Source organism: Frigidibacter sp. (assembly GCF_030695035.1).
Lineage (GTDB): Bacteria > Pseudomonadota > Alphaproteobacteria > Rhodobacterales > Rhodobacteraceae > Frigidibacter.
In genome coordinates this window covers 390,880-413,220 of record NZ_JAUYTT010000005.1, presented here as the reverse complement: position 1 = coordinate 413,220, position 22,341 = coordinate 390,880, and the positions used below count along the sequence as shown (strand labels likewise).

General features: G+C 67.5%; 22 protein-coding genes and 1 pseudogene. 12 read left to right on the top strand and 11 right to left on the bottom strand.

Features of this window, described 5'->3' with window-relative positions; translation table 11 throughout:
* Positions 1-130: 130 nt before the first annotated feature.
* From Q8S30_RS03985 to Q8S30_RS03970, 4 genes are all read left to right on the top strand, one after another.
* Entirely contained in the window at positions 131-271 is a 141-nt protein-coding gene (locus Q8S30_RS03985; RefSeq protein ID WP_305664738.1) for an isocitrate lyase/phosphoenolpyruvate mutase family protein, read from the top strand.
* 69 nt (positions 272-340) lie between these two features.
* Positions 341-1,471, top strand: coding sequence for a capsular biosynthesis protein (locus tag Q8S30_RS03980; protein ID WP_305664737.1), 1,131 nt, complete (start codon positions 341-343; stop codon positions 1,469-1,471).
* A gap of 72 nt (positions 1,472-1,543) precedes the next feature.
* Positions 1,544-2,566, top strand: coding sequence for an aspartate-semialdehyde dehydrogenase (locus Q8S30_RS03975; protein WP_305664736.1), 1,023 nt, complete (start codon positions 1,544-1,546; stop codon positions 2,564-2,566).
* Between the two features lie 116 nt (positions 2,567-2,682).
* Positions 2,683-4,314 carry a DUF4139 domain-containing protein gene (locus Q8S30_RS03970; protein ID WP_305664735.1) on the top strand — a complete coding sequence of 544 codons (1,632 nt, stop codon included), beginning with the start codon at positions 2,683-2,685 and terminating at the stop codon, positions 4,312-4,314.
* Between the two features lie 181 nt (positions 4,315-4,495).
* Here Q8S30_RS03970 and Q8S30_RS03965 read toward each other — a convergent pair whose 3' ends face one another.
* The gene (locus Q8S30_RS03965) at positions 4,496-5,338 is read right to left on the bottom strand and encodes an oxaloacetate decarboxylase (protein ID WP_305664734.1); all 843 of its coding nucleotides are present in this window, start codon (positions 5,336-5,338) and stop codon (positions 4,496-4,498) included.
* A gap of 249 nt (positions 5,339-5,587) precedes the next feature.
* Between Q8S30_RS03965 and Q8S30_RS03960 the strand changes: the two are divergent.
* Positions 5,588-5,937: pseudogene (locus Q8S30_RS03960) on the top strand (integrase core domain-containing protein); the annotation flags it as partial.
* Here Q8S30_RS03960 and Q8S30_RS03955 read toward each other — a convergent pair.
* The 3 genes from Q8S30_RS03955 to Q8S30_RS03945 form a co-directional block, all read right to left on the bottom strand.
* Positions 5,934-7,124 carry an MFS transporter gene (locus tag Q8S30_RS03955; RefSeq protein ID WP_305664733.1) on the bottom strand — a complete coding sequence of 397 codons (1,191 nt, stop codon included), beginning with the start codon at positions 7,122-7,124 and terminating at the stop codon, positions 5,934-5,936. The pseudogene Q8S30_RS03960 and the gene Q8S30_RS03955 overlap by 4 nt on opposite strands.
* A gap of 94 nt (positions 7,125-7,218) precedes the next feature.
* Positions 7,219-7,620 (bottom strand): hypothetical protein, encoded by a 402-nt coding sequence (locus Q8S30_RS03950; protein WP_305664732.1) that lies wholly within the window; start codon positions 7,618-7,620, stop codon positions 7,219-7,221.
* A gap of 36 nt (positions 7,621-7,656) precedes the next feature.
* Positions 7,657-8,109, bottom strand: coding sequence for a MarR family winged helix-turn-helix transcriptional regulator (locus Q8S30_RS03945; RefSeq protein WP_305664731.1), 453 nt, complete (start codon positions 8,107-8,109; stop codon positions 7,657-7,659).
* 179 nt (positions 8,110-8,288) lie between these two features.
* Here Q8S30_RS03945 and Q8S30_RS03940 point away from each other — a divergent pair, with 179 nt between their 5' ends.
* The 3 genes from Q8S30_RS03940 (at position 8,289) to Q8S30_RS03930 (ending at position 11,341) form a co-directional block, all read left to right on the top strand.
* On the top strand, positions 8,289-9,728 hold the full coding sequence (locus Q8S30_RS03940; protein ID WP_305664730.1) for an aldehyde dehydrogenase family protein: 1,440 nt from the start codon (positions 8,289-8,291) through the stop codon (positions 9,726-9,728).
* A 100-nt stretch (positions 9,729-9,828) separates the two neighbouring features.
* Complete coding sequence (locus Q8S30_RS03935; RefSeq protein WP_305664729.1) at positions 9,829-10,431, top strand: hypothetical protein; 603 nt, start codon at positions 9,829-9,831, stop codon at positions 10,429-10,431.
* A gap of 25 nt (positions 10,432-10,456) precedes the next feature.
* Positions 10,457-11,341, top strand: a complete 885-nt coding sequence (locus tag Q8S30_RS03930; protein WP_305664728.1) for a S8 family serine peptidase — start codon at positions 10,457-10,459, stop codon at positions 11,339-11,341.
* Between the two features lie 126 nt (positions 11,342-11,467).
* On the opposite strand, the gene Q8S30_RS03925 is transcribed toward Q8S30_RS03930, so the two are convergent.
* From Q8S30_RS03925 to Q8S30_RS03910, 4 genes are all read right to left on the bottom strand, one after another.
* Positions 11,468-11,887: a DUF1622 domain-containing protein gene (locus Q8S30_RS03925; RefSeq protein ID WP_305664727.1), complete on the bottom strand. Its 420-nt coding sequence runs from the start codon at positions 11,885-11,887 to the stop codon at positions 11,468-11,470.
* A gap of 391 nt (positions 11,888-12,278) precedes the next feature.
* The gene (locus tag Q8S30_RS03920; protein ID WP_305664726.1) at positions 12,279-12,932 is read right to left on the bottom strand and encodes a pseudouridine synthase; all 654 of its coding nucleotides are present in this window, start codon (positions 12,930-12,932) and stop codon (positions 12,279-12,281) included.
* A gap of 119 nt (positions 12,933-13,051) precedes the next feature.
* Positions 13,052-13,675, bottom strand: coding sequence for a LysE family translocator (locus Q8S30_RS03915; protein WP_305664725.1), 624 nt, complete (start codon positions 13,673-13,675; stop codon positions 13,052-13,054).
* Positions 13,672-14,460 carry a GFA family protein gene (locus tag Q8S30_RS03910; RefSeq protein ID WP_305664724.1) on the bottom strand — a complete coding sequence of 263 codons (789 nt, stop codon included), beginning with the start codon at positions 14,458-14,460 and terminating at the stop codon, positions 13,672-13,674. Before Q8S30_RS03910 ends, Q8S30_RS03915 begins: the two co-directional genes overlap by 4 nt.
* A 178-nt stretch (positions 14,461-14,638) precedes the next feature.
* Between Q8S30_RS03910 and Q8S30_RS03905 the strand changes: the two genes are divergently transcribed.
* The 3 genes from Q8S30_RS03905 to Q8S30_RS03895 all read left to right on the top strand — a co-directional run bounded on the left by Q8S30_RS03905 (position 14,639) and on the right by Q8S30_RS03895 (position 17,379).
* Positions 14,639-14,992, top strand: coding sequence for an STAS domain-containing protein (locus Q8S30_RS03905; protein ID WP_305664723.1), 354 nt, complete (start codon positions 14,639-14,641; stop codon positions 14,990-14,992).
* 79 nt (positions 14,993-15,071) lie between these two features.
* Entirely contained in the window at positions 15,072-15,467 is a 396-nt protein-coding gene (locus Q8S30_RS03900; RefSeq protein ID WP_305664722.1) for an ATP-binding protein, read from the top strand.
* A 331-nt stretch (positions 15,468-15,798) separates the two neighbouring features.
* Complete coding sequence (locus tag Q8S30_RS03895; RefSeq protein WP_305664721.1) at positions 15,799-17,379, top strand: gamma-glutamyltransferase family protein; 1,581 nt, start codon at positions 15,799-15,801, stop codon at positions 17,377-17,379.
* On the opposite strand, the gene hspQ is transcribed toward Q8S30_RS03895, so the two are convergent.
* A complete protein-coding gene (gene hspQ / locus Q8S30_RS03890) occupies positions 17,376-17,702 on the bottom strand; it encodes a heat shock protein HspQ (protein ID WP_161348401.1) in 327 nt (108 codons plus the stop codon). The two genes, Q8S30_RS03895 and hspQ, sit on opposite strands and share 4 nt — an antisense overlap.
* A 208-nt stretch (positions 17,703-17,910) precedes the next feature.
* Here hspQ and Q8S30_RS03885 point away from each other — a divergent pair, with 208 nt between their 5' ends.
* The gene (locus Q8S30_RS03885; protein WP_305664720.1) at positions 17,911-18,486 is read left to right on the top strand and encodes a lytic transglycosylase; all 576 of its coding nucleotides are present in this window, start codon (positions 17,911-17,913) and stop codon (positions 18,484-18,486) included.
* 5 nt (positions 18,487-18,491) lie between these two features.
* Here Q8S30_RS03885 and Q8S30_RS03880 read toward each other — a convergent pair whose 3' ends face one another.
* Both Q8S30_RS03880 and Q8S30_RS03875 read right to left on the bottom strand, forming a co-directional pair.
* Positions 18,492-19,085 (bottom strand): outer membrane lipoprotein carrier protein LolA, encoded by a 594-nt coding sequence (locus Q8S30_RS03880; protein ID WP_305664719.1) that lies wholly within the window; start codon positions 19,083-19,085, stop codon positions 18,492-18,494.
* A 104-nt stretch (positions 19,086-19,189) separates the two neighbouring features.
* Positions 19,190-22,339 carry a DNA translocase FtsK gene (locus Q8S30_RS03875; protein ID WP_305664718.1) on the bottom strand — a complete coding sequence of 1,050 codons (3,150 nt, stop codon included), beginning with the start codon at positions 22,337-22,339 and terminating at the stop codon, positions 19,190-19,192.
* Positions 22,340-22,341: the final 2 nt, after the last annotated feature.

Below are 22,341 nucleotides of genomic sequence, written 5' to 3'. Positions count from 1 at the left end.
CGAGTTCTGAAAGGGCGGCCTCAGACCCATTCTGGCACACTTCATGTCAGCGCACTGGGCCGCACCAACATATGTTCCATTTATGTTCTGCCCTGCTATGCTTGCCTCAACCCACATTCCGGAGGCCCCCATGCCCGACCAAACCGCCAAATTCGCACGCTTCAAGGCCCTGCACGCCGGGCCTGGCGCCTTCGTCATCCCCAACCCCTGGGACGCAAGCTCGGCCCGGCTGCTGGCCAGCCTCGGGTTCGAGGCGTTGGCAAACACCTAGGGCCTCTCCCTTTTCAGCCGCGATAGTCGCGGCTAGACAGGGGCAGTCCCCCTGCCCGGAGCGAGAGCTATGATCGTCTATCCCCGCGAATGGTCGCGGCGCCAGAATTCGGCCTTCGCCTCGATTGCCGCGGCGGCGGGCGGCGGGCGGCGGCTTGCCTTCATCGGCCTGTCGCTGCGCGGGTTTCCGGAGACGGAGGCGCGGGCTGCCGAGGCGATGGCCCGCGCCAAGCGGCAGCCTAAGGGGCGCATTGGCCGGGCGCTGAAGGCCGCGCTGATCGCGGCGCAGTACAACTGGGCGCGGCGCTATTTCGCGCGGCATCCGGGGCATGTGGCGATGTGCTGGAACGGGCTGACCGGATCACGCCGCGCTTTCATGCATAGCGCCTTGGACGCCGGCGCGCGGCGGCTGTTCGTGGAGCTGGCGCCGCTGCCGGGGCGGATCACGCTCGATCCGGCGGGGGTGAATGCCGAAAGCAGCGTGCCGCAGGGGCGGGCGTTCTATGACGATTGGGCGATGGGGGACCCTTCGCGCAGCGGGATGGGCTGGCGCGAAGCGGGCGCCGGGCTGGCCGCCCGCGCCTCGCGCCGGGCCGATGTGGGGCAGGGGAGTGCCGAGAGACTGGGCGCCGCGCCCTTCCTGTTCGTGCCGCTGCAGGTGCCCGATGACAGCCAGATGCGGCTGTTCGCCGGCTGGGCCGGCAGCCTTGACGGGTTCGTCGCCGCCCTGGGCGAGGCGGCGCGGGCGCTGCCGGAGGGCTGGGTGCTGCGGATCAAGGAACATCCCTCGGCACGCGTCTCGCTCGCCGCGCAGATCGCGGCCGCCACGGAGGCGTCCGGCGGGCGCATCGTGCTCGACAACGCCTCCGACAGCTTCGCGCAGGTGGCGGCAAGCCGGGGGGTGGTGACGATCAACTCCTCAATGGGGCTGCAGGCCTTCTTCCACGACAAGCCGGTGATTGCCACGGGGCGTGCCTTCTGGGCGCAGCCGGGGCTGGTGATGGTGGCAGACAGCGCCGAGGGGCTGCGGGCCGCCTTTGCGGGCGCGGAAGCGCTGGCCTTCGACGCGGGCTTCCGCGCCCGGTTCATGACCTGGCTGGACCGGGAGTATTACCTGCGCGTCACCGAGACCGCCGAGGGCGATTGGCAGCTTGACCCCGCGGCGGTCTGCAAGGTTCTGGCCTCTGCCCCGCGCCCCTGAAAACGCGATTCCGCTTCCCCCGGCCCGCCCCATCGGCTAAGGGACCGCGTCCTTTATGCATGGAGGTCCCTCATGGGCTACAAGGTCGTTGTCGCCGGTGCCACGGGGAACGTGGGCCGCGAAATGCTGAACATCCTCGCCGAACGGGAGTTTCCCGTTGACGAGATCGTCGCGCTTGCCAGCCGCAAGTCGCTGGGCACAGAAATCAGCTTTGGCGACAAGACCCTGAAGACCAAGGACCTTGATACCTTCGACTTCACCGGCTGGGATATCGCGCTGTTCGCCATCGGGTCGGACGCGACGAAGATCTATGCGCCACGCGCCGCCGCGGCGGGCTGCGTGGTGATCGACAACTCCTCGCTCTACCGCTACGATCCGCAGGTGCCGCTGGTGGTGCCCGAGGTGAATGCCGAGGCGGTCGATGGCTACAAAGCCAAGATGATCATCGCCAACCCCAACTGCTCCACCGCGCAGATGGTTGTGGCGCTGAAGCCGCTGCATGACCGCGCCCGCATCAAGCGCGTGGTGGTGGCGACCTACCAATCCGTGTCGGGCGCCGGCAAGGAAGGCATCGACGAGCTGTGGGACCAGACCAAGGGCATCTATGTGCCGGGGCAAGAGGTCGCGCCGAAGAAGTTCACCAAGCAGATCGCCTTCAACGTGATCCCGCATATCGACGTGTTCCTGGACGATGGCTCGACCAAGGAAGAATGGAAGATGGTCGCCGAGACCAAGAAGATCCTCGACAAGAGCATCAAGGTCACCGCGACCTGCGTGCGCGTGCCGGTGTTCGTCGGCCATTCGGAAGCGATCAACATCGAGTTCGACGAGCCGCTGGACTGGCAGGAAGCCACCGACATCCTGCGCGAGGCGCCGGGCGTGCTGGTGATCGACAAGCGCGAGCCGGGTGGCTACATCACCCCGGTCGAATGCGTGGGCGATTACGCGACCTATGTCAGCCGGATCCGGCAAGACCCGACGGTGGACAATGGCCTGAACATCTGGGTCGTGTCCGACAACCTGCGCAAGGGCGCGGCGCTGAACGCGGTGCAGATCGCGGAAGTTCTGGGGAAGCGCTGCCTGAAGAAGGGCTGACCTTCCGAGCGAACGTTCGCTGAATTTTGCTGACGGATCGGGGCGCCTTCGGGCGCCCCTTGCCATTTGGGGGGCTGGCGCAGAGCCTGACGGCGTTCGACTCGGGAGGATCGTCGATGCGCTTGTTGCCCCCTACCCTGCTGAAGCTGGCCCTGCTGATGCTGGCCGCCCCCGCCGCGGCCGAGACTTTCACCGCCGAGGCGAAGGTGGCCCGCGTGACGCTCTACCCCTGGGGCGCGACGGTGACGCGGGAACTGCGGATCGACGCGCCCGCCGGGCAGCACGAACTGATCGTGCCGAACCTGCCGCTGGGCACCGATCCCGCGTCCCTGCGCGTTGCGGCACCGGCGCTGAAGATCGGTGCTGTCAGCCTCGCGCAGGGGCGGCTGGCCCCGGTGGAGCCCCAGAAGACGGCGGCAGTGCTGGCGGCGGAGGCCGAGGTGGAGCGGCTGGAGGAGGTGGTGCGCAGCCGCGACGCCGGTATCGCCACGATCCGCCTGCGCGCGGATGCAGCGGGTGAGCAGCTCGCCTTCCTGCGCGGCATCGGCAGCGGCGACGAGGGCACGGCGCCGGACCCGGCGCGGCTGCGGGCGCTGGCGCAGATGGTGGGCGAGGAGGCGCTGGCGGCCTTCACCGCCGCGCACAGGGCCGAGCAGGAGGCGCTGGCGGCCGAACGGGCGCGCGAGGAGGATATCGAGGCGCTGGAGGCGGCCCGCGCTGCGCTGGACGCCTTGGTGGCCGGGGACGGCGAGCGGGCGGCGCTGAGCCTCGCCTTCGAAGGGGTGGGCGGCGAGGCGGTGGTGGAGATCACCAGCCACACGGCATCTGCCAGCTGGGAGCCGGTCTATGACCTGCGCCTGACCCGCGGTGATGCGCCAGCGCTGGCGGTGGAGCGCGCGGTGCTGGCCCGGCAGCAGACCGGCGAGGACTGGCTGGGGGTGGAGCTGACCTTCTCGACCGCCCGCCCGGCGGAACGCTCGGCACCCGGCGAGCTGTGGCCCGAGCTGCTGCGGGTGGGGCCACCGCAGCCGGTGATGCCGATGGGCGGAGCGCGGATGGAGATGGAGGCGGACATGGTCATGGCCGCCCCGGCTCCCGAGGCGATGATGGAGCGGGCCGAGGTGGACATGCAGGGCGCGACCGTCACCTGGCGCTATGCCGGGGCGGTCGATCTGCGCGACGGGGCCGATGCGCTGCGGCTGCGGCTGGGGGATCTGACGCTGGCGCCGGAACTGCAAGCCGTGGCGGTGCCGCGGCTGGAGCAGGTGGCCTATCTGCAAGCCGAGGTGGTGAATGACGGCACCGAACCGCTGCTGCCGGGGCCGGCGACGCTGTTCGTGGATGGGGCGATGGTGGGGCAGGCCTATCTGCCGATGGTGGCGGCGGGGGATGAGGTTGAGCTGGGGTTCGGGCCGATCGACGGGATCGTGCTGGACCGTGAGGTTCCGGCGCGCAGCGGCGGCGACCGCGGGGTGATCTCGCGCAGCGAGCGCATCGACGAGGTGGCGGTGCTGCGGGTGCAGAACCTGACGGGGGAGGCTTGGCCCGTCCGGCTGATCGACCGGATTCCCTATTCGGAACAGGAGGATCTGACGATCACCTCGCGCGCCACCCCGCCCGCGACGGAGACCGACCCGGAGGGCAGGCGCGGCATTCTTGTGTGGGAGTTCGACCTTGGCCCCGGCGCGGAGCGCGAGGTGCGCCTGGAGCATAGCCTGAGCTGGCCGGCTGATCAGGTACTGCAATAGGGGCTGCTGGAAGGCGTATGGAAACCATATGGTTTTCATATGGCTGACCGGCGGGGGGCCTTCTGCCCCCCATTGACGAAAGGCAAAGGAGAAGAGCGGGTGCGGTCAGGCCCTGCGGTCTGCCAGCCAGAGGTGGCGGCCTCGGGTGGCGTCGGTGGCGGGACAGGGCGCGGCGACCGGATCACTGACGGTCGGCGGGCCTGTCCTGTGCCATCAGCGCACTGACAACCGTATCGGGCAGCGCATCGGCGGCATAGCCGAAGGTGCCCTGCACCCGCACCTCCTCGGCCGCGCGCATCAGGGCGCCGAGCGCGGCGCGGGCGAAGGAGCCGCCGACGCTGATCCGCCGCGCCCCTGCCGCTGACAGTTCTGCCACCGAATAGCTGCGGCCCTTAAGCCCCATCAGCACATTCACCGGCTTGTCCACCTCGCGGCAGACGGTGCGGATCGCCTCCAGATCCGGCAGGCCGGGGGCGTAGAGCACATCGGCTCCTGCCTCGGCAAAGGCTTGCAGGCGTTTGATCGTATCGGCCAGGTCGGCACGGCCCCAAAGGTAGTTCTCCGCCCGCGCGGTCAGCAGGAAAGGCAGGCCCCGCGCCGCCTCTGCGGCGGCACGGATCCGCTCGACCGCATGGGACAGGTCGTAGATCGGCGCATCGGCATTGCCCGTTGCATCCTCGATGGACCCGCCCACGAGGCCGGTCGCGGCGGCCATGCGGATCGTCTCGGCGCAAATCTCAGGTGCAGCGCCGAAGCCATCCTCCAGATCCGCAGACACCGGAAGGGTGGTCGCGGCGACGATCTCGGCCGCGTTCGCAAGGATCTCGGCCCGGCCGAGGCCAGCAAAGGAGTCGCGCTTGCCCTTCGAGAAGGCATAGCCAGCGCTGGTGGTTGCCAGCGCCTCGAACCCGAGGCTGGCCAGTAGCCGGGCCGAGCCTGCGTCCCAGGGGTTGGGGATGACGAAGGCGCCGGGCCCGGCATGCAGGGCCTTGAAGCGTGCGAATTTGGCGGTTTGGTCGGGCATGGGGGCCTCCGGAATGTGGGTTGAGGCAAGCATAGCAGGGCAGAACATAAATGGAACATATGTTGGTGCGGCCCAGTGCGCTGACGTGAAGTGTGCCAGAATGGGTCTGAGGCCGCCCTTTCAGAACTCGCCGCTTACAGCAGCAGCCCGAGATGCGAGAGCGTCAGCCGCGACTGCCCGCAGAGCGCTTCATTCCTGCCTCCGCGATAATAGCTGAGCGCGATGACAGCCCCGTAGAGCGCCCAGCCCTTCGCCCGAGCCTGCTTAGTCCACAGGATCGAGCACCGACTGACAAAGCCCAACGATCCGTGGAGCCGCGAGGGTCAGAAAACAGTCCGGGGGACTGTTTTCCCGAGCGGCGGGCAGGTCGAACGCATGAACCGCACGATCAAGGAGGCGACCGTCAAACGCTTCCATTACGACAGCCACGACCAGCTGCACACGCATCTTGCCGACTTCCTCGCGGCATACAACTTCGCCCGCAGGCTCAAGACGCTGAACGGTCTCACGCCCTATGAATACATCTGCAAATCCGGACATCAGAGCCCGGTCGGTTCATCCTCGACCCGATCCACCAGATGCCGGGACTGAACAACTAGCCGCGACTATCGCGGCTGAAAAGATAAAGAACGAGCCCCATCACCAGCGGCACGAGGAAGTAGAGGAACAGAACCCCATAAGCCCCCGCCACATCGCCGCCCGGCACATCGCCCCCCGCGGCCGCAAACACCCGCCCGCTGGCAAACTGCATCAGCCCCGCGCCGCCGATGCCGAACATGTTGATGAAGGTCACCCCGCGCCCGACCAGATGCGGCGGGAAGAAGGCCCGCGCATGCGACATGATCGCGGGGAAGGACGCGCCGAAGAGGCCAAGCCCCGCCAGCAGCGCCGCCGCCGTCCAGATCCCCGCATCGGGCGCCAGCCACAGCACCGCGAGGCACAGGGCCCCCAGCACGTTCCCCCCGAACACCGGCCATTTCTTGCTGCGGAAGATCCGGTCCACCGGCCCATAGGCGAAGTTGCCCGCCACCATCGCCAGCGCCATCCCCAGCGTGACGGTGCCGATGGTCCCCGCGTCGGCCCCGAACACCTGCCCGATGTAAGGCCCGGCCCACAGCCCGCGGATCGAGGCCGCCGGCGCATAGGCCACCGCCATCAGGATCATGATCGCCCACATCCCCGGCACCCGCAGCAGGTCGAAGACCGACCCTTCCGACTTGCCGCCATCCCCCACACGCGGCGGATCCTGCACCAGCCGCCAGATCGCGCCCGCTACCAGCAGCGTCACCGCCGTCAGGCCCCACAGCGTCTCGCGCCAGCCCGCCAGCTCCACCAGCGCCGCCAGCGGGGCCGCCCCGGCGATGTTTCCAAGCGAGCCGACGCCGATGATCGCGCCCGCCAGCGTGCCGAAGATCGCCGGCGAGAACATCCGCGCGAAGATGTAATAGGAAGCCATCAGCACCGGCGAGCAGCCGATCCCGATCAGCACCATCGCCAGATGCAGCGCCATCGGCCCCTGCGCCAGCGCGAAGACCGCCGCCCCGCCGCCGCCGCCAATCGCCAGCAGCACCGCCGTGGTGCGCCGCGGCCCGATCCGGTCCAGCGCCCAGCCAACCGGCATCTGCATCACCGCAAAGGCCAGGAACCACAGCCCTGACGAGATCGCCAGATCCTCGGGCCGCACCCCGATTTCCGCATCCAGCACCGGCGCCAGCACCGCCAGAAAGGCGCGGTAGAACTGGCTGAGCACATAGCCCGCGACCAAAAACCCAAGACCTGCGCGCATGCTGTCCCCCTCCCAGAAGATCGGGGCAACCTGCCGCGGGGGGACGGCAAGGGCAAGGGCCGGAAATGTACTGGGTACGCCGGGGTGGGCGAGGCTAGTGCGGGAAATGCTCCACATGTGTCTCGGCCGTGCGCCCGAAATACACGACCCTGCGGCCGGTGAAGGACACAAGATAGCCGGCGCAGCCCGCCGCCTTCGCCTGCTGGGAAAACGCGGCGTAGCTGTAGCCGGGCGGGTTCGCCTGCGCCCATCGCACCAGCCGTTCCACCTCCGCTGCGTCAAAACCGGCAGCGACCGCCCCGGCCAAGTCGGCCATGTCCAGCGCCACGCTGTCCCCGTCCGGCAGGTAGAAGGTCTGGCTGCCCCTTCGATAGTCCACCGCATAGCCCTCGAAACCGGCAGCGATCAGCCGGCCCAGGATCTCTGGGAAGGCAAGGCTGCCGTCCTGCGCGGCGCTCAGGCAGGTTGTTGCAACAGCAGTCCGTTCCGCGTCCATTGCGGGCTCCTCTTCTGGTTGGCCATCGGGCCGAAGTCAGTCTGTCGGGACGGTGGTCAGCCCGCGGCGCTGGACCAGCGCCCGCAGGGTCCGGTCCAGCGCCGCCCGCTCGTCCGGGGCCAGCACACCAAAATACTCGGCGTCGTTCAGGTCGGCGAGCCGGGCCAGCACTGGCACCTTTGCCTGCCCCTCCGCGGTCAGCGACAGGCTCTGTGCGCGCCCGTCCGTCTCGCTGTCGGTGCGGGCGATCAGGCCCTTGGCCTCCAGCCGATCTGCAAGCTTGCTGATCGCGCCGCGGGTCATCGCCATCTTCGCCGCCAGCAGCGTCGGCGCCAACCCCTCGCCCTCGGCAAGCGCCCGCAGAAAGACCCATTCCGCCACGGTCACACCTTCCCCCGCCAGCTTGCGGGAAAACTCCTGCGACACGGCGTTCGAGACCATTCGCAGCCAATAGCCGGTGTGGTCTGTCAACGCTGAGGAAGATGTCATCGAGGTTCCGCATCTTGTTTCCAAAGAAACTACTTGAGATTAAGTTTCCTTGTCAACAATATTCAGCACCGAACTTGGCCCGCGTAACGAGTACAAACCGGGGGCTGGAAGCCTGCGCAAGGAATGATAGGCTCCGCCCCAAGCCCGCTACTCGCGGCACGCGAACAGGAGACTTTTCCATGATCGAGAAACGCGACTTCTACATCAACGGCCGCTGGGTCGCCCCGGCCACCCCGAATGATTGCGACGTGATCGACCCTTCCACCGAAGAGGTCTGCGCCGTGATCTCGCTCGGCTCGGAGGCCGATACCAATGCCGCCGTCGCCGCCGCCAAGGCCGCGCTGCCCGCCTGGGCCGCCACCGCCCCGGCCGACCGGCTCGCCTATGTCGAGAAGATCCTCGAAATCTACAAGCGCCGTCAGGCCGAGATGGGCGCCGCGATCAGCCTGGAAATGGGCGCGCCGATTGACATGGCCGTGTCCGATCAGGCCGAATCCGGCGCCTGGCACATCCAGAACTTCATCACCGCCTTCAAGGATTTCGAGTTCCTGCGCCCCCTCGGTCCCCACGCCCCGCAGACCCGCATCGCGCTGGAGCCGGTTGGCGTGGTCGGGCTGATCACGCCGTGGAACTGGCCGATGAACCAGGTCACGCTGAAGGCGATCCCGGCGCTGCTGGCGGGCTGCACGATGGTGCTGAAGCCCTCCGAAATCTCGCCGCTCTCCTCGCTTCTCTTCGCCGAGATCGTGGAGGAGGCCGGCGTACCCGCCGGCGTCTTCAACCTGGTGAACGGCGATGGCCCGGGCGTCGGCACCCGCCTGTCCACCCATCCGGATATCGAGATGATCTCGTTCACCGGCTCGACCCGCGCCGGCATCGCCATCACCAAAGCCGCCGCCGACACCGTCAAGCGCGTGTGCCTCGAGCTTGGGGGCAAGGGCGCAAACCTGATCTTCGCCGATGCCGATGACAACGCGGTGCGCCGCGGCGCGCGGCATTGCTTCAACAACTCCGGCCAATCCTGCAATGCGCCGACGCGGATGCTGGTCGAACGCCCGCTCTATGACCGCGCCGTGGACATTGCCCGCGAGGTTGCCGAAACCACCCGTGTGGCGCCTGCACATGAAACCGGCGCCCATATCGGCCCGGTCGTGTCGGCCGCGCAATATGACAAGATCCAGGGCCTGATCGCCAAGGGCATCGAGGAGGGCGCGCGCCTTGTCGCCGGCGGCCTCGGCCGTCCCGATGGCCTCAACCGCGGCTATTTCGTGCGGCCGACGGTTTTCGCTGATGTGGTTCCCGGGATGACCATCGAGAAGGAAGAGATCTTCGGCCCGGTCCTCTCGATCATCCCCTTCGACACCGAGGAAGAGGCGCTCTCCATCGCCAATGACACGATCTATGGCCTGACCAACTATGTGCAAAGCGCGGATGGCGCGCGGCGTAACCGCCTCGCCCGCCAGCTGAAATCCGGCATGGTCGAGATGAACGGCCAGTCCCGCGGCGCCGGCGCGCCCTTCGGCGGCGTCAAGGCCAGCGGCCGAGCGCGCGAAGGCGGCCATTGGGGCATCGAAGAGTTCCTCGACGTGAAGGCGATCTCGGGCTGGGACGGCAAGTAACCGGCCCTCTGGTCAGACGCCCGAAAGAGTGACATGAGAAAAAGGCGCGTCCGCTGCTGCTGGCGCGCCTTTTATCATTGTCCCGCAAGTCCTTTCCCCGATGCCCAGCCGTGTCCCGCGCCCCAGATCCGTCCTGCACGGCGCCCTCGCCGCGGCGCTTCTGCTGGCTGGCCCCCTTGCCGCCGACCCCGCCCCCTTCCCCGAACGCAACCGCAACACCTTCCTGATCGGCATCCGCGAAGGCTCGCAGCTCTCGGCCGATGTGCGCAGCGTCCGCGCCGGCGGGTATGAGCTGGCCGACGGCACCCCCATCGAGTTCGACCGCTGGTATTCGACCGACTGGACCGACATGGGCGTGACCTTCCTGACCCAGGTGAATCCCAGCTTCGGGGTGCTCTGGGGCGTCAGCACCGGCGAGCGGGGCGAGAAATACCGGATCGACCCGGCCCTGACCCTCGGCGTTCTGCTGCAGCGGCGCATCGGCAAACGCGCCTTCGCCACCCTGACGGCGCAGACGATCCTGGGCGGCGATCTGCGCGAGCAGACCTGCATGGCCGATTACGGCGCCATCGGCGGGGTGCAGAAGGTGAATTGCCGCCTTGCCGCGACCACGCTCGCACCTGCAGAGACGCTTGACTATTTGTTAGATGCCCCTGCTTATGATCGCCATTATCTCAAACTCGTTGTCACCTGGGAATTCTGAGACCCATTTTCCTTCGGAGCATATGATGATTTCCGTCAGATCACTTGCCCTCGCCGCGCTGCTGTTTGCCGCCGGCCCGCTTCACGCCCAGACCTTTCAGGATTGGATGAGCCCCGAGGTCGGCGACGCCTGGGATGACGGTTATACCGGCCAGGGCGTGTCGATCACCGTCATCGACGATTTCAACAGCAATGACCGCTTCATCGGCGATCTTGGCCTTGGTAACCAGTTCCAGACCCACGGCAACTGGACCTTCCAGCAGGCCGGCATGATCGCGCCCGACGCGGACATGTACCAGAAAGACTACACTTCGCGCGGGGCAGTGCGGCTGAAGCGTCGCAGCCTGAATGTGCTGAACCTCAGCTACGGCATCTACACCCCCTCCTCGCGCGACCCCGATGCCATCCGCTGGAGCCTGCAGGAACGCTCGATCATCAGCTATGCCGAAACCGGCAAGGCCGTCGTGGTCAAGGCCGCCGGCAATGACGCCATCGCCATCGGCTCGGCCACCGATGACGGCTTTATCGACGCGCTGAACGTCGCTCTGACCGGCGCAGACTCGGTGCTGTTCGTCGGCGCGCTCGACACCAATGGCACCACCGCCGATCCGGCCTCGCTCGCCTCCTACTCCAACTATGCCGGTACCAATACCGATGTGCAGGAGCATTTCCTTGTGGTCGGCGTCGATGGTGACATGACCGGGCTTTACGGCACCTCCTTCGCCGCGCCGATCGTGACCGGCTATTCCGCGATCCTCGGCAGCAAGTTCACGGCGGCGACCCCGGTGGACATCACCAACCGCCTGCTGGACACCGCGCGCACCGACACGATCAGCGGCTATGACGTGACGATCCACGGCCAGGGCGAGGCGAGCCTGACCCGCGCCCTGGCGCCGAACTCGATCCGGTAAGCTGCAGCCCATCGGGCGCTGGCGGCTCAGAATTGCGAAAGGGCTGGCGAGTGGCGCCAGCCCTTTCCTCTCCCGGGGTGCCAACCGGCTAAAGCGATCCGCCTGCATCGCGCCCCGACCCACACCTTAGCCGCGCGGTCCCGGTGCCGGCGCCGCCCCATCCTCTGCGTCAGCCCGCTTCCGCGCCGCTTCGCGCCGGGCCTCCTGCTTCTGCCAGGGCCAGCGCCCGTCGATCTCCACCTCCAGCGACAGGCTCAGGAAGGTACGGATCGCCACGATCCCTCCCAGCACCGCGAGGCTGCGGAGCGAGGGTTCCACCGCCACCGTATTGACGATGTCGGCCGCCACCAGAAACTCCAGCCCCAGCAGGATCGACCGCCCCAGCCGCGCGCGATAAAGGTGAAACCGCTCCTCCGGGTCCTCGCCCCGCGGCCCGGTGACAAAGCCGTAGGTTCCGGCAGCGAGCCCGGCAAGGATGACCATCACCCCCACCACCTCGATGCCACGGGTGATCCAGTGCAGCGTCTCGGCCAGCAGGCTGTCCATGGCGGGGCTCCTTTGGGGCGGCAGGGTCTGCCCTCTCTAGCAGGGGCGGGGGTGGATCGGAACCGTTTGGGGAGGAATCGGGCGTATCCGCTTCAACACCCGTTCAACAGCGAAGATCCCGCCTGCTCGTCGACAGCGCCGCTCACATTGGCGAAGGCCATCGCCTTCGCCACGCACCGCCCTTTCACCCATCCGGACGGGCCCCCAAAGGGCCCGGACAGCGCCCGCCCCGCCCATGGCGGGCGCTTCTCGCCCACCAGGTCGGGCGCTGTCCTCATCCGGTTTCTTGTTGCCGATGGCGTCGGCGGCATCCCTCCCGCACGGGCGGGGTCGAGGCAGTGCCTCGCCTATTCCCGCCCGACCTCACCGGAGGAGCTTGCGGCGGGCCCGCCTAAAACGGACAGCGCGCGGAGTATGTCTGCATCACCCCGGTCTGCGGATGCCGGAAGCGCAGCGAATCCGCGTGCAGCATCAGTCGGTCGAACTCCCGGCCCGGCCCCTCGGCGTAAAGCTGATCCCCAAGGATCGGGTGCCCCAGCGCCATCATATGCACCCGCAGCTGATGGGTGCGCCCGGTCTGCGGGAACAGCCGCACGCGGGTGGTGCCATCCGCCGCCAGCCGGATCACCCGCCAGTCGGTGACCGCGGGCTTGCCCGTTTCATGGTTCACGTGCTGGCGCGGGCGGTTCGGCCAATCGACGATCAGCGGCAGGTCGACCCGGCCCTTTTCCGGCGTCAGATGCCCCCACAGCCGCGCCAGATAGATCTTCCGCGTCTGCCGGCTCTCGAACTGCTGGCCAAGGGTCTTCTGTGCCGCCGCGCTCAGCGCGAAGACCATCACGCCCGAGGTATCAAGGTCCAGCCGGTGCACCAGCAGCGCCTCGGGGAAGGCAGCGAGCACCCGGGTCTGCAGGCTGTCAGCCAGCGCCTCGCCGCGGCCGGGGACCGACAGCAGGCCCGCGGGCTTGTCCAGCACCAGCACATCGGCGTCGCGGTGGACGATCCGCAGCGGGGTATCGGGGGGGGAATAGACGAAATCACTCATGCGCCGCCCCATGCGCCCGCGGCTGCGGCGGCGTCAAGCCTGTTCGGGCGGATGTGCAAAATCATGCGCATGAAAACTGCATGGAATACATATGGTTTCCATATGCCCGATCGGCGGCGTCAGTCCGCCACCAGCCGCAGCGCCAGCCCGCCAAACAGCAGCGCCGCAATCTTGTTCATCGCCCCCATCCGGCGTGACAGCGACCGCCCCGCCACCCCCGCCAAGGCGCCATATCCCATCGTCACCAGCGTGCCGGTGACAGTGAAGATCGCGCCCAGAATGGCGACCTGCTGCCAGACTGGGCCATAGGCCGGGTCGGTGAACTGCGGCAGAAAAGCCAGCACGAACAGGATCGGCTTGGGGTTCAAGGCATTGGTAAGAAAGCCTTTTGCCACAGCCCGCCACGGGCTTGCCGTGCCCCGCGCCTCCATGATCGGCCCAGCGCGCCAGCTTTTCCACGCCAGCCACAGCAGGTAGCCCGCTCCCACCCAACGGATCGCATCCAGCGCCCCCGGATGCGCCGCGATCAACGCCGACAGCCCCAACACCGCCAGCGTCACATGCCACAGCCCGCCGAACCCGACCCCCAGCCCCGCCATCACCCCCGCCCGCGGCCCGCCCTGCAGCCCGCTCGCCGTCGCAAACAAAACATCCGGCCCCGGCGCCAGATTGAGCACCAGTCCCCCCAACGTGAAGGCCAGAAGGCTCTCGGCCGGGAAAGCCTGCAGCACGTCCCAGATCATGCGCGGCCCTCTCTCTGCGGCAGGTCATCGGTCAACGCGTAGTAGAGGCCCTTTTGCGCGACACATAGATGCTGTGCCAGCCACCCCCCGGTCGGGCCGTCCACCGCTCCGGCTTCCACATGGACAGTCCCGTCCGGATCGCGGTGATATAGGCTAGATCCACAGATCCGGCAGAAGCCCCGGGTGGCTGCCTCATGCCCGGTCCCGCCCGGCACGAACTCCGCCACCGTCGCCCTCCCGTGCCATTGCACGGCGTCCACGGCAAAACTCGCGCCGTAATGGCCCGAGGACTTGCGGCAGCCCCTGCAATGACAAGCACTGATCTCCCGCGCCGGGCCCGGCACCGAAAACCCGGTCTCACCGCAGAGGCAGCTGCAATCCAGCCGCGCCGGGGCCGCCTCTACCCGCGGGGGGCGCCCCGATAGCGTGTAGTAGTCCCCGGCACTGTCCTCGAAACTCTGGCCCTGCAACCGCAGCGGGGCCGGCGCATCCAGCGCCCCGGGTGCAAACCGGACCTGCCCCTCGGCCCCCAGCCAGAACAGCGATGACCCGCAATCCGCGCAGAACCCGCGCCGCACCCCGGGAGATGAACGATACCAGGCCAGCGCGCCGGGGCGGTAAAGGTCCAGCCCCTGATCGGCCACCGCGCCGCTGGCGAAGGCATGGCCCGAGGATTTGCGGCACCAATGGCAATGGCAGATCACCACATCGCGCAGCGGCCCGCGCAGGGCGAAGCCGACCGAGCCGCATAGGCACGAACCGCCGATACCTGCCCGTTGATCCATCGCAGCCTCCTGACATTTTGCTGCAGGCTGGCACGGCGCACCGGCGGCGGCAAGCAGGCCCACGATCCTTGCATGATCTGCGGCGGCGGTGGAATCGCTCTCGCACCTTGACCGGCTACCGGATGGTAAGGATTGCCGTCTAGCCTGCAAGCCGCAGCGAAGCCCGAGGAGAGCAGGCATGAACCTTTACGCAGAGGCGCAGGCGGGCGCGCTGCATGTGCAGGTCGGCGAGGCCCGGATCGACGCGGCCGTGGCGATCCGCTTCAAGGACAAGATGCGCGAGATTGCTTTGCAGCCCTCTGACCGGGTGGTGCTGGACCTGTCGCGCGTCACCTTCGTGGACAGTTCGGGCCTTGGCGCCATCGTCTCGGTAATGAAGGCGCTGGCCCCCGCCCGGCGGTTGGAGCTTGCGGGGCTGACGCCGAATGTCGCCAAGGTGTTCCGGCTGACGCGGATGGACACGGTCTTCGTGATCCATCCCGCAGCCGGGGCTACGACCGCGGCCAGCGCAGCAGCCGGGCATGGCGGCTGAACTGGCCTTCGGCGCGCCACAGCGACCTGCGAGGCCGACTCCGCCGGCCCCCTGCCCCGATGCAATCCTGCACCTCGCGTTGCAGGCTGATTCGCTTTCGGTGCGCCATGTGCTGCGGGTGATCCGGGCGCGGCTGGCGGGCGGCTTGCCCGATGCCGCGGCGGACACGCTCGAGCTGGTTCTGGCCGAGATCCTGAACAACATCGTCGAGCACGCCTATCGGGATGAGGGCGGACAGATCGAGGTGCTTGTCTGCCCGGTGCCCGGCGCCCTGCTCTGCCGCATCACCGATCAAGGCCGCGCCATGCCGGGGGATATGCTGCCACACCCTGATCGCCCGCAGCCCGACCTGGCAGTCGCCGACCTGCCCGAGGGTGGCTTTGGCTGGCGGATCGTACGCGATCTTGTGGGTGACCTGCACTACCGACGCGAGGCGGGCAGCAATACCATCCGGTTCCGTATCACGCTGGACTGAAGATATCCCCCGCAGCACCCCTGCCTTGCGGGAAGCACCATTTTCTTCTGAAACAGCCCTGGCGTGATGCGGCAGAAGTAGGGCGCCATGCGTAAACCCCGTGACCAACACGGCAGCTGACACCGTATTGAAAACAATCTGGAAACGCTGCCGCAAAGATTCCGCAATCACTCCCAAGACCTGCCGAAATCTGGCGCCATCCATAGCCTCGTAGCTGCACAAGGCTTCCCTCGGCGCCGCGGTCAACAGCCCCCACCCAGTTCGCGGCGCCGAGGACTTTCCTTCCCCCCATCCCCGGCCTAGGCTGGCCCGGACAAGCCGGAGGGACAGGATGCGCGATTTCCACAAACCGGGGCGCTCGCCCGTCTACGCGATGAACGGCATGTGCGCGACATCGCACCCCCTGGCCGCGAAAACCGCCATCGACATTCTGGAACGCGGCGGCAATGCCGCCGATGCCGCGCTGGCCGCGGCGATGGTGCTGAACATTGCCGAACCGCAGATGACCGGGCTGGCGGGCGATTGCTTCGTGCTGCTGAAACCGGCCGGGGAAGAGCGGATCGTGGCGCTGAACGGGTCGGGCCGCGCACCTGCCGCGCTGTCCGCAGATGCCATCCGCGCGGCGGGCCATGCCACCGTGCCCACCGCCGGCATCCTGCCGGTCACGATCCCGGGCGCCGTCGATGCCTTTTGCCGGCTGAGTGCCGACTGGGGCCGGATGGCATTGGCCGACGTGCTCGCCCCCGGCATCCGCTATGCCGACGAGGGCATCCCCGTTGGCCCGCGCACCGCGATGGACTGGGCGGATGATGTGCCGTGGCTGTCGGGCGCCGCGCGCGATTTCTACCTGCTGGACGGTCAGGCGCCGAAGCCGGGCCAGATCTTCCGCGCCCCCGGTCAGGCCGAAGTGCTGCGCCGCATTGCCCGCGAGGGCCGCGCGGGGTTCTATGAGGGCGAGGTGGCCGAAGATCTGGTCGCCTCGCTGCAGGCGCTTGGCGGGGTGCATACTGCCGAGGATTTCAGCGCCACGGCCTGCGCCTATACCGATCCCGTGTCGGGCGAGTTCCGCGGGCATGAGCTGGTGGAGCATCCGCCGAACGGGCAGGGTGCGACCGCCATCCTGATGCTGAACATGCTGAAGCATTTCGACATGGACGGCCTCGACCCGATGGGCGCCCCCCGCGCGCATATCGAGGCGGAGGTGGCGAAACTCGCCTATGACGCCCGCAACCGCTTCATCGCGGACCCGGACCACATGTCACGCCTTGGCCATATGCTCGCGCCCGAAACCGCCGCGCAGCTGGCGGCGCTGGTGGACCTGACCCGCGCCCTGCCTGCCGCCGCGCCAATCACCGAAGCCGTCCACCGCGACACCGTCTATGTCACCGTAGTCGACCGCGACGGCATGGCGGTGTCGCTGATCTACTCGGTGTTCTGGGGCTTTGGCGCCGGTATCGCGTCGAGCAAATTCGGCCTGATCTTCCAGAACCGCGGCGCCGGCTTCACGTTGGAACTGGGCCACCCGAACGAGGCGGGCGGCGGCAAGCGCCCGATGCACACGATCATCCCCGGGATGCTGAAGCGCGATGGCCGGGTGATCATGCCCTTCGGCGTGATGGGCGGCGCCTTCCAGCCCTCGGGCCATGTGCGCTTCGTCACCAACCAACTGGTCTACGGGATGGACCCTCAAGAGGCGATCGACGCCCCCCGATGCTTCCCCGACGCGGGCGTGCTGAAGATCGAGCGCGGCTATGCGCCCGAGGTGCGGGCCGAGCTGGAGGCGATGGGTCACCGCCTGCTGACCCCGGCCGAACCGCTTGGCGGCGCGCAGGCGATCCTGATCGACCCCGACAGCGGCTTGCTGACCGGCGCGTCGGACCCGCGCAAGGACGGCTGCGCGCTCGGCTACTAGTTCAGCTGGAAGTGCAGCGGGTAGCGGCCATCCTCGAAATCGCCGAAGAGGTCCGGCAGGTCGGGATGGTCCACCGGCTCGCCCGTATCATCGGGCACCAGGTTCTGTTCCGACACATAGGCCACGTAGTAGCTTTGGTCATTCTCGGCCAGAAGGTGATAGAACGGCTGGTCGCGCGAGGGGCGGCTTTCCTCGGGGATTGCATCATACCAGTCCTCGGTATTCGAGAACATGGCATCGACGTCAAAGACCACCCCCCGGAACGGATGCTTCCGGTGGCGCAGGATCTGCCCGAGATGATACTTCGCCTGAGTCTTGAACATAAGAAGCCCCCGATGCTCCCCATACTCCGCCCGGCCGGGCAATGTCCACTCCCCCGACCGGATTCCGCCGCGTCCACGGGGAAACAGTCTGTCGCCGTGCCGGCCGGGGTGCGGCGGAGTTTCGCGCAGGCAGGCCTCCGCAGCTTTGTGATTTCCCTGTGCCGCGATTTGCCGTAAAATCACCGCAAAACAAGAATGCGAGGGGCAAATGAGCAGACTTCTTCGCGTGTCGGTCTTCGTGTTGGTGGCGTCGTGCGGCGGGGGCAACTACTCCGCCCCGCGCAATATGGATGATGCCTGTGCCATCGTCAGCCAACGGCCCGAATATCTGCGCGCCATGCAGCAAACCGAACGTCGCTGGGGCGTGCCGGTCGCCGTGCAGATGGCGACGATTTATCAGGAATCAAAGTTCATCGGCGATGCGCGAACCCCGTTCCGCTATGCCCTGGGCGTGATCCCGATGGGACGGCAATCCTCGGCCTATGGCTACAGTCAGGCCATCGACGGCACCTGGGAAGAGTATCAAAGCGATACCGGCAACCGGCGGGCGCAGCGCAACAAGATCTCGGACGCCACCGATTTCATGGGCTGGTACATGCATAAATCGTCCGAGGGGCTCGGCATTCCCAAATGGGACGCGCAGAACCAGTACCTGGCCTATCATGAGGGGCGGTCCGGCTATGCCAGCGGCAGCCACCGGCAGAAGGGCTGGCTGCTGAACGTCGCGGCCGAGGTCGGGCAACGTGCTGTGACCTACGACACCCAACTGCGCAACTGCCGCTAAGACGGTCAGTCGCGCCGCCGCATCTCGCTGTCGATCGAGAAGGTCGAGGGCGGGAACTCGCCCGGCTGAAGCGCGCCAAGCCGCACCAGCGTCTGCCCGCCGGTTTCATCCGTCACCACCCATTGCTTGAGCTGTAGCGGAGCGGGTGAGAAGTAGAGCGTGATCGTGCCCACTTCGGGGTGTTCCGGGTCCTGCGCAGTAACCGTGGTCATCCCTTGGGTCTCGCCATGCCCCACCACCATCTTCGCGCGGGTCAGGTCCACGTTCCGCGCCAGAATCAGGTTCAGCGGCGTGCGGCTCAGCGGATACTGCTCGGGCGGCTGGTTCGACTTCGCGTCGAAGATCGCCACCTGCCCGCCGCTGGCCAGCACCAGCGTATCATCGCCAGCATATTCGAAGCGCATCCGCCCGGGCCGGTGGATCAGCAGGCGCCCAGCAGAACTGGAGCCGTCGGCGTTCTGCTGGGTGAACTCCGTCGACGCGCTGGTGATGCGGTTGAGGTAGTTGGAAATCTCGGCCAGCGACACCGGAGCCGCCATCGAGGGCAGGGCCAGCGCGAGCCAGAGGGCGGGGGCAAGGAGGATGCGGAGCGTTTTCATACCGCCAATCTAGCCGCTTACCCCGCCGCTTGCATCCCCCCGCCGATCACATCACAGCCATCGGCAGGGGAGGGGGCAATCACTGGCCCGAGATCATTGCCCGATCACTGTTCCGGAACCAGAATCTCGCGCTTGCCGACATGGTTCGCCGGGCTGACCAGCTGTTCCTCTTCCATCTGCTCCACAAGGCGCGCGGCCTTGTTGTAGCCGATGCCCAGCTTGCGCTGGATGTAGGAGGTAGAGACCTTGCGATCCTTCAGCACCACCGCCACCGCCTGATCGTAGAGCGCATCTTCACCCTCGCCGCCGCCAAGGCCAAGCACGGCGTCGATATCCGCCTCCTTGTCCTCATCCGGCCCCTCGACCACGCCCGACATGTATTCCGGCGGGCCGTAGGATTTCAGGTGCGTCACGATCTCCTCGACCTCTTCGTCCGACACGAAGGGCCCATGGATCCGGGTGATGCGGCTGCCGCCGGCCATGTAGAGCATGTCGCCCATCCCCAGCAGCTGCTCGGCCCCCTGCTCGCCCAGAATGGTGCGGCTGTCGATCTTGGAGGTGACCTGGAAGCTGATCCGCGTCGGGAAGTTCGCCTTGATCGTGCCGGTGATCACGTCGACCGAAGGCCGCTGCGTCGCCATGATCAGGTGGATGCCCGATGCCCGCGCCATCTGTGCAAGGCGCTGGATGCAGGCCTCGATTTCCTTGCCGGCGACCATCATCAGGTCGGCCATCTCGTCCACGACCACCACGATATAGGGAATGGTCTTCGGCTGGAACTCGTCAGTCTCAAAGATCGGATCGCCGGTTTCCTCGTCGAACCCTGTCTGCACGGTGCGCTTGAACATCTCGCCCCGGTCCAGCGCCTCGCGGACGCGGCCGTTATAGCCCTCGATGTTGCGCACGCCCATCTTCGACATCTTGCGATAGCGCTCTTCCATCTCGCCCACGACCCATTTCAGGGCGACGACCGCCTTCTTGGGGTCGGTGACGACGGGGGACAGCAGATGCGGAATGCCGTCATAGACCGACAGTTCCAGCATCTTGGGGTCGATCATGATCAGCCGACACTCTTCCGGCGACAGCTTGTACAGCAGCGACAGGATCATGGTGTTGATGGCGACCGACTTGCCCGACCCGGTGGTCCCGGCGATCAGCAGGTGGGGCATCTTGGCAAGGTTCGCCACGATGGGCTCGCCCGAGATGTCCTTGCCGAGCGCCAGCGGCAGCCGCATGTTCGAATCGCCAAAGTCGCGCGCCGACAGGATTTCCCGCAGCACCACCTTCTCGCGGAAGCTGTTGGGCAGTTCGATCCCGATCACGGTGCGCCCGGGCACGGTCGACACGCGGGCCGACAGGGCGGACATGCTGCGGGCGATGTCATCGGCAAGGCCGATCACGCGGCTGGCCTTCAGGCCCGGCGCGGGTTCAAGTTCATACATGGTGACAACGGGACCGGGGCGGACGCTGACAATCTCGCCCTTCACGCCATAGTCGTCGAGCACGTTTTCCAGCATCCGCGCGTTCTCTTCCAGCGCCTCATCGGCCAGCGAGTGCCGCTGGATCGAGGCCGGGTTGGTCAGCAGCGACAGCGGCGGCGGCTCATAGGCCACGGGGGCGGGCTCTTCGAACCTCAGACGCGGCTGCGCCTCGGCCTGCGCCTGCCGCGAGGGGGCAACGGATTTCTTGGGCAGGTGGTGCAGCACCACCTTGCGCGGCTCGGCGGCGGGCGGCGGGGTCCAGGCGGTATCCGCTTCGTCGTCATAGATCTCTGCAAAGGCGTTGCGGTCGAAATCCTCGTCCTCAAAGCGGTCATGGGCCAGCGCGGGGGCTATCCGGTCCAGCTCATCCAGGTGCGAATCGTACATCTCGGCGGGCACCGAGTCGTGCAGCGCCGGGGCCGGGGCGGCGGCGCGTGCAGCAGGGCGCGCGGTCAGCGGCGGTTCAACCGGGCGCAGGGCGGGGGCCGAGGGCTGTGCCTGCACCCGCACCTGCGGCATGAAGCGCGGCTCGGCCTTCAGGGTCGGCGCCTCAACCGGCTCGGGCATCTTGGCGCGGCTCGCGGCAAACAGCGGGCCGGCGGCGGCAGCGGCCTGGCGGGCGGCGGCCATTGCGGCGGTGGTCACCGGCGGCTCGGCCCGGCGCGGCTGTGCCTGCTGCACAGGCTGTGGCTGCGGCGCGGGATAGCGCTGCTCGGCCACGATCTGCCTTGTCTTCACCGCATCGGCAATCCGCGCGCGGATCCGGTCTTCGGTCGGCGCCTCGGCATTCCACGCGCCGCGGGCCACCCGCGGTTCCACCAGTTCGGGCTCGGGATCCGGCTCCACCGCGCGGCGGATCATCGCCGGCATCCGGGCCAGAAGGCTTTGCTTCTGCGGCGCGGGAGTCCAGGCGGCCGGCTCGTCCTCAATCAGATCGTGATCTTCCTCCGGCACCTCGACATAACGCGGATCGGCGCGCATCACCCGGCGCGCGGCCTGCGGCGCTGGCACGGCCCGCTCTGCCTCGGCCCAGGCAGTTGCCTCAGCGGCGCGATCCCGCGCCAAAGCCCGCCGTTCCCGCGCCTTGTCAGCCGCCACTTGCGCGGCGCGCACCGACGCCTCGGCCCCGCGCCCGGCCAGCATCAGGATGCGCGTATAGACCAGCACCGACCCGATCAGCAGGAAGCGCAGGATCGCCTTGGTCTCGGTCCGGTCGAATCCGGTGACGAAACCGCCAACGACCAGCACCCCGGCCCCGACCAGCAGCGAGATCAGCTTCAGCCCGAAGGTCGCCTTCACCGGCGCCACCCCGATCAGCGCGCCCAGAATGGTATCGCCGAACAGCCCGCCCAGACCAAAGCTGTGCGTCCACAGCGGCCCCGGCATCAGGGTCGAGGCATAGACCGACATCAGCGCCACGCCGATTGGCACGAAGATCACCCGCCCCAAGGCACGCTCCTCCCCGCGATGCATGATGAAGCGCAGGCCCCAGGCCATGAAGGCAATGGCAATCCCCCACGCCCCGTGCCCGGCAATCACGTAAAGCGGCGAGGCAATGGCAGCCCCGAACCGGCCCAGAAGGTTCATTGCCGGCTCGTCCGTGGCGGCGAGGAAGCTCGGATCGTCGGGCGAGTAGCTGGCCAGCATCATCGCCGTCAGCACTCCCAGCACCACCAGCGCCGCGCCCAGCAACTCCTTGCCGCGCCGTTCCAGCGCCGCCTGCATGTTCTGGTCCAGAAGCGGATCGCGCTGCCTTGCCTGATAAGACGCCATCT

What these genes read in the sequence shown, in the direction of transcription:
- Q8S30_RS03945 (WP_305664731.1), bottom strand. Translation starts at nt 8,109, where the DNA reads ATGACATCTTCCTCAGCGTTGACAGACCACACCGGCTATTGGCTGCGA.
- Q8S30_RS03925 (WP_305664727.1), bottom strand. Translation starts at nt 11,887, where the DNA reads ATGGACAGCCTGCTGGCCGAGACGCTGCACTGGATCACCCGTGGCATC.
- Q8S30_RS03955 (WP_305664733.1), bottom strand. Translation starts at nt 7,124, where the DNA reads ATGCGCGCAGGTCTTGGGTTTTTGGTCGCGGGCTATGTGCTCAGCCAG.
- Q8S30_RS03965 (WP_305664734.1), bottom strand. Translation starts at nt 5,338, where the DNA reads ATGCCCGACCAAACCGCCAAATTCGCACGCTTCAAGGCCCTGCATGCC.
- Q8S30_RS03880 (WP_305664719.1), bottom strand. Translation starts at nt 19,085, where the DNA reads ATGAAAACGCTCCGCATCCTCCTTGCCCCCGCCCTCTGGCTCGCGCTG.
- Q8S30_RS03975 (WP_305664736.1), top strand. Translation starts at nt 1,544, where the DNA reads ATGGGCTACAAGGTCGTTGTCGCCGGTGCCACGGGGAACGTGGGCCGC.
- Q8S30_RS03885 (WP_305664720.1), top strand. Translation starts at nt 17,911, where the DNA reads ATGAGCAGACTTCTTCGCGTGTCGGTCTTCGTGTTGGTGGCGTCGTGC.
- Q8S30_RS03950 (WP_305664732.1), bottom strand. Translation starts at nt 7,620, where the DNA reads ATGGACGCGGAACGGACTGCTGTTGCAACAACCTGCCTGAGCGCCGCG.
- Q8S30_RS03940 (WP_305664730.1), top strand. Translation starts at nt 8,289, where the DNA reads ATGATCGAGAAACGCGACTTCTACATCAACGGCCGCTGGGTCGCCCCG.
- Q8S30_RS03920 (WP_305664726.1), bottom strand. Translation starts at nt 12,932, where the DNA reads ATGAGTGATTTCGTCTATTCCCCCCCCGATACCCCGCTGCGGATCGTC.
- Q8S30_RS03895 (WP_305664721.1), top strand. Translation starts at nt 15,799, where the DNA reads ATGCGCGATTTCCACAAACCGGGGCGCTCGCCCGTCTACGCGATGAAC.
- Q8S30_RS03980 (WP_305664737.1), top strand. Translation starts at nt 341, where the DNA reads ATGATCGTCTATCCCCGCGAATGGTCGCGGCGCCAGAATTCGGCCTTC.
- hspQ (WP_161348401.1), bottom strand. Translation starts at nt 17,702, where the DNA reads ATGTTCAAGACTCAGGCGAAGTATCATCTCGGGCAGATCCTGCGCCAC.
- Q8S30_RS03935 (WP_305664729.1), top strand. Translation starts at nt 9,829, where the DNA reads ATGCCCAGCCGTGTCCCGCGCCCCAGATCCGTCCTGCACGGCGCCCTC.
- Q8S30_RS03985 (WP_305664738.1), top strand. Translation starts at nt 131, where the DNA reads ATGCCCGACCAAACCGCCAAATTCGCACGCTTCAAGGCCCTGCACGCC.
- Q8S30_RS03970 (WP_305664735.1), top strand. Translation starts at nt 2,683, where the DNA reads ATGCGCTTGTTGCCCCCTACCCTGCTGAAGCTGGCCCTGCTGATGCTG.
- Q8S30_RS03910 (WP_305664724.1), bottom strand. Translation starts at nt 14,460, where the DNA reads ATGGATCAACGGGCAGGTATCGGCGGTTCGTGCCTATGCGGCTCGGTC.
- Q8S30_RS03915 (WP_305664725.1), bottom strand. Translation starts at nt 13,675, where the DNA reads ATGATCTGGGACGTGCTGCAGGCTTTCCCGGCCGAGAGCCTTCTGGCC.
- Q8S30_RS03875 (WP_305664718.1), bottom strand. Translation starts at nt 22,339, where the DNA reads ATGGCGTCTTATCAGGCAAGGCAGCGCGATCCGCTTCTGGACCAGAAC.
- Q8S30_RS03930 (WP_305664728.1), top strand. Translation starts at nt 10,457, where the DNA reads ATGATTTCCGTCAGATCACTTGCCCTCGCCGCGCTGCTGTTTGCCGCC.
- Q8S30_RS03905 (WP_305664723.1), top strand. Translation starts at nt 14,639, where the DNA reads ATGAACCTTTACGCAGAGGCGCAGGCGGGCGCGCTGCATGTGCAGGTC.